This window comes from Nocardioides sp., assembly GCF_035703625.1.
In the GTDB taxonomy this organism is placed as follows: domain Bacteria; phylum Actinomycetota; class Actinomycetes; order Propionibacteriales; family Nocardioidaceae; genus Nocardioides.
In genome coordinates, this window is the sequence record NZ_DASSXS010000206.1 from 1 (window position 1) to 3,618 (window position 3,618).

Consider the following 3,618-nt stretch of genomic DNA (forward strand, 5'->3'; position numbering starts at 1 on the left):
GATTTCCGGGTATCCGAGCGCCGAGACCTAGGTGTGATGCCCAGGCACGTTGGTCGAGATCGTGTGACGACACGGTTTGATCTGTAGATGGACGAAGGCCTCCCCGGTGTGGAGTGGAGCTGTCTAGGAACCGCTCCGCCACCGAAGGAGGTCTTCGTGTCCCACGCTACCCACGCCAATGCGGCCCTGACCCCGCGCGCTCGTCTTCGGCTGGCCCAGTTGGTCATTGATCACGGCTGGTCGCCCGCCCGCGCAGCCGAGCGCTATGACGTCTCCTGGCGCACCGCCAAGAAGTGGGCCGACCGCTATCACGCTGAGGGACGCGCGGGCATGGTCGACCGGTCCTCACGACCGCACCACCAGCCGAACCGGACCCCGGCGCCGGTGGTCCGCAAGATCGTGCACCTGCGCTGGAAGCAACGCTTGGGACCGATCCAGATCGGCGACCGGCTGGGCATTCCCGCCTCAACCGTGCATGCGGTGCTGGTGCGGTGCCGGCTGAACCGGCTCTCCCACGTTGACCGAGCGACCGGCGAACCAATCCGCCGCTACGAGCACGAGCATCCCGGCGACCTTCTGCACATGGACGTCAAGAAGCTCGGCCGCGTCCCCGACGGAGGTGGCTGGCGCTACGTCGGCCGCCAGCAGGGCAAGGCGAACCGCATCGCGACGGCGGGCAAGCCGCGCAGCAAGTGGCACAACGTGCTCATCGGGACCTGCTTCCTGCACACGGTCATCGATGACCACTCCCGGGTCGCCTATGTCGAAGCACGAAACGACGAGACACGTGAGACCGCCTCGGACGTTCTACGAAACGCGGTGGCTTGGTTCGCCGAGCGCGGCGTCACCGTACAGCGGGTGCTGACCGACAACGGCGGCTGCTACCGCTCATTCCTCTGGCGCGACACCTGCGCCGAGCTCGGCATCACGCACAAGCGCACCCGGCCCTACCGTCCACAGACCAACGGCAAGATCGAGCGGTTCCACCGCACCCTCGTCGAGGGCTGGGCTTTCAAGAAGTTCTACAACTCCGATTCCGCGCGCATGGCAGCCCTGCCGGCATGGATCCACGAGTACAACCACCACCGGCCCCACTCAGGAGTCGGCAAGGCTGCACCAATCACCAGGTTGAACAACCTGGCTGGGCATCACATCTAGCGCAGCCGCCGGCGCCGGCTGCGCTAGAAGCCGCCGTTCTCCCGGCGCCGCCTCCAGCGCTCCTCGAGCCGCTCCATGAAGGAGCCGGAGTCCTGTCGCTTGGGGCGCCGCTCCTTGCGGCCACGGGCACCACCCTGGATGAGCGTGAAGCCGTGCGGCCCCTCACCGGGAGTCGCCGCGGCGGGCTCGGCGGACGCGTGTCGCTGACCGCGGATCGCGGTTGCGCACACGGTCGCCGCGATGAGCATGATCACGAAGCCACCGATGGCGACGGCGTAGAGCTCGGAGATCGCACCCGCCATCAGGACGCCGACGCCGAGGACGAAGCACACGGCAGCCACGATCGCGCGTCGGCGGGCGGCGCTGCGCAGGCTGGTGCCGCGCAGGGTGGAGGCGAACTTGGGGTCCTCTTCGACGAGGGCTCGCTCCATCTGCTCGAGCAGTCGCAACTCCTCCTCAGAGAGCGGCACACTTCCTCCCGAACATGTCGTGTCCCCCAAACGCTGCCATCCCATCCGGCTGGGACCGCGTGATTCCACAAGTCTAGGCAGCGGGTGGGCGCGGCGGTAGCCGCTTGTCGAAATTGTGCCCAATGGGCTATCCCAGCAGACTGGCGGGGCGGACGGCGGACTTGCCGAACCGCAGAGTGGCCCGATCGACTGCCCGGTCGGCCTCCGACCAGCCGTGCTCGCGCTCGCCGAGCACCAGCTGCCGCTGCACCCTCTCGCGCGCGACCAGGCCCTCGACTCGTACCCCCACCAGCCGGATGCGGGCCCGTTGCAGTCCCAGGGCGTCGTAGAGCTGCACGGCGGTGCGGTAGATCTCCTGGGTCACGTCAGTGGCCTCCGGGATCGTGCGGGAGCGGGTGATCGTGGTGAAGTCGGCGAAGCGGACCTTGATGGTCACGGTCCGGCCGGCCACTCCGGCCACACGCATCCGGGTGGTCACCCTGGTCGAGAGCCGCAGCAGCTCGCGCGAGATCACCTCCCGGTCATCGGTGTCCCGGCTGAAGGTCTCGTCGGCTCCCATCGACTTGTCGGGGCTTCCCTCGCCCTTGCCGAAGAACCCGGACCGTGGGGTGATCTCCCGCCGGTCGGTGCCCCAGGCCAGCTCGTGGAGGTGGGTGCCGAGGTGGTGACCGACGGCGCGCCGGAGGATGTGCAGCGGGGTGTGCGCCACGTCGCCGACCGTCACCAGTCCGAGCCGGTGCAGCATCGCCTGGGTCTTCTCCCCCACTCCCCAGAGCTCGCCGACGTCGAGGGGATGGAGGAAGGAGGTGGTCTGCGTCGGCGTCACGACCACCACGCCGTCGGGCTTCGCCCGCCGGCTGGCGAGCTTGGCGACCGAGACCGAGGCCGCGACCCCCACCGAGCAGGTGATGCCCTGCTCGTCGTGGATCGTCGCGCGCAGCTGCTCGGCGATGTCGTAGGGCGTCCCGAGGCGACGGGTGGAACCGCGGACGTCGAGGAAGGCCTCGTCGAGCGAGAGCACCTCCACCAGCGGGGTGACCCGCCGGAAGGTCTCCATGACCGAGGACGACACCGACTCGATGATCTCGAAGTCGGGGGCGATCACGACCGCCTGCGGGCACAACCGCCGGGCCCGGGTCATCGGCAGCGCGGAGCGCACTCCCGACTGCCGGGCGAGGTAGTTGGCCGAGAGCACCACGCCGCGGTACCCGCCGCCCACGATCACGGGTACGTCGTGGAGGTCGGGGCGGTCCCGGGTGACCACGGACGCGTAGAAGGCGTCCATGTCGACGTGGAGGATGGGGGTGGCGTCCGGAGCGCCAGCGGAGGCCGTCACCCCCATCCTCCCGAAGACCTGCACCAGAGCCGAGTCGGCGCAAACGCAGAGCGAGCGCAGCGAGCGAGTGCGGCTTGCGCCGACTCGGCGAGGTGACCACGGCGCGCAGGCCGAGTGCACACCCGAACCGAAGGGGGGTTGCTTGAACGGCAAACGCGCCGACTCGGCGCCTTGACACCTGCAGTTGCGCCGACTCGACCCTTCTCGGGTTTGCAGTTGCGCCGACTCGCCGCCTCAGCGCTTCGCGAGCACGTGGACCTGGGTGGCGAGGGGAAGGTACTCCGGGCGCTCGGCGACAGCCTGCTCGAGCTCCACCAGGGCCGAGGTGGCTCCGGGCTCGAGGTCGAGCAGGGAGCCGGGGACGAGATCCGCGAAGACCCGGACCGCGTGGACGGCCGTGGGCTCGAGACCGGCCGCGACCAGCAGGCCGGTGAGCTCCTCACGGGTGAACCGGCGTCCGGGTCGGCCACCGGCCTCTGGATCGTCGAGCATGGCCCTGGCCTGGTGGAAGTGTCCGGCCATCGCCCTGGCCACCACGGCGGCGTGCCGCTGGGCGACGAGCAGGCTGAGGACGCCCCCCGGTCGCAGCACCGACGCGATCGTGGCGAGCGCCGCTGCGGGGTCATCGACGACCTCGAGCACTCCGTGGCACAG

General features: G+C 69.6%; 4 protein-coding genes. 1 reads left to right on the forward strand and 3 read right to left on the reverse strand.

The window, feature by feature from the left end; all coding sequences use genetic code 11:
- Window positions 1-156 precede the first annotated feature (156 nt).
- The gene (locus VFN12_RS10190; RefSeq protein ID WP_325118547.1) at window positions 157-1,158 is read left to right on the forward strand and encodes an IS481 family transposase; all 1,002 of its coding nucleotides are present in this window, start codon (window positions 157-159) and stop codon (window positions 1,156-1,158) included.
- A 23-nt stretch (window positions 1,159-1,181) separates the two neighbouring features.
- Here VFN12_RS10190 and VFN12_RS10195 read toward each other — a convergent pair whose 3' ends face one another.
- The 3 genes from VFN12_RS10195 to VFN12_RS10205 form a co-directional block, all read right to left on the reverse strand.
- Entirely contained in the window at window positions 1,182-1,628 is a 447-nt protein-coding gene (locus tag VFN12_RS10195) for a DUF3040 domain-containing protein (RefSeq protein ID WP_325118548.1), read from the reverse strand.
- Between the two features lie 127 nt (window positions 1,629-1,755).
- Window positions 1,756-2,964, reverse strand: a complete 1,209-nt coding sequence (dinB, locus tag VFN12_RS10200) for a DNA polymerase IV (RefSeq protein WP_325118549.1) — start codon at window positions 2,962-2,964, stop codon at window positions 1,756-1,758.
- A 234-nt stretch (window positions 2,965-3,198) separates the two neighbouring features.
- Window positions 3,199-3,618 (reverse strand): methyltransferase domain-containing protein (locus tag VFN12_RS10205; RefSeq protein ID WP_325118550.1); only part of this gene is annotated, 420 nt, incomplete at its 5' end.